This window comes from Halorubrum sp. C191, assembly GCF_002727095.1.
Lineage (GTDB): Archaea > Halobacteriota > Halobacteria > Halobacteriales > Haloferacaceae > Halorubrum > Halorubrum ezzemoulense.
Window position 1 is genome coordinate 1 of record NZ_NHNZ01000121.1, and the last position, 1,289, is coordinate 1,289.

At 56.6% G+C, this 1,289-nt stretch carries 2 protein-coding genes; both read left to right on the plus strand.

From position 1 onward, the window contains the following. Positions 1–199 (plus strand): hypothetical protein (locus Z052_RS20740; protein WP_206746946.1); only part of this gene is annotated, 199 nt, incomplete at its 5' end. A 158-nt stretch (positions 200–357) separates the two neighbouring features. Next, on the plus strand, positions 358–621 hold the full coding sequence (locus Z052_RS12045) for a hypothetical protein (RefSeq protein ID WP_099289055.1): 264 nt from the start codon (positions 358–360) through the stop codon (positions 619–621). Positions 622–1,289 lie beyond the last annotated feature (668 nt).

Here is a 1,289-nt window from a genome sequence, read left to right on the forward strand (position 1 = left end):
ACTTGACAAACGATTCCGCAGGAAGTTCGCACCAGGATTCGACGGAGCTTCGGAGGCGATTATTCAAGTGTGGGACCGCACGAAGCAGAGGTGGTTGGACAGGCAGGAACACTTTGGTGACAACGAGACATTTAGTGGTTGGATAAGCGGAGACGCACCGGCCAGCACTCCGCGTGAGGTCTGTCAGTACTATCTCTAACGAGTCAGACAATTGGCTATCGCCGCTCACAGGACACACTGACTCGGGACCCGACAAATTAGAGCGTCAACCCGTTCGTCAGTCCGGTGTATATTAATCCGACGACAGCAGGCGAGATTCGTCACCACTCTGCTGGCTCCGCCCTTCTTGATAATCGCATGTCCATCAACGACGACATCGACCGCACCGACCACAATTCCGACCAGCCTGCCAAGGGCGCCGATCTTGAAGCCGACCTCGCACGCGTCGGCCAGCTCGTCGCCGCCGCCGTCAACCACGGTCACGAACACAACGACCAGTTTGTCGATACCGCCTACAACCGTGCCGACGACCTCGCTGTCTGGTTCGACAGCCAGGACCTCTCCGGTGCCGAGGCCGTCGCCGCCGCTTGGTTCTTCCTTCTTGCGGCTGCCGACGAGTAGTACCGCTACCGAGTTTTAAACTCGCCACGCACAGCTTTCTTTTTATACAGGTAGAAGGCGAATACACCCGCCCAGGCGGGTGATGAAGCCGACATGGTGGGAAGCAATCCACCAGCCGAACGTCTGTTTTTGAGTTTCACATACGGAGATTTAACTGACAGGCCGCTCATCGGTCGGAACGGAGCGGATTCCGAACCGTCCTTCAGAGGCGGCCTGTCCACCCGCGTAACGAGGCAGTATCTGAAAGGGCAGTTGGTGAACGCTACATTCTCGAAAGGTGTGTCTGTGCGGACTGCTCGAAGCAAACCAGACGATACCCACAACTCAGGTGATGGCTGCCTGCGTTCCCGTGGCAAAAACAACACTGGGACGCCGTACACGGTCGAAGACAGGGGTAACGGCCACTTGGCATGGCCAGCAGTCCACCAGTCCGACACTGTGGGACTACCCGTACCCGAAAGGTCTGGTAGTCAACTGACTGGAATGTAAGCCTGAAACTCTCACCGTTCGGGATTCCTCCGCTACGCAGAGGAGGATATCAACCCGACGCCACCTCCTCGTGCTTTTTCAATATCACCCACAGCGCCAGCGAGGAGTTATGTAGATCCTCACCGCTCTCGATTTCTTCCTTGAGCACCCCCGTCAGTAGACTGATATATCGCTTTATC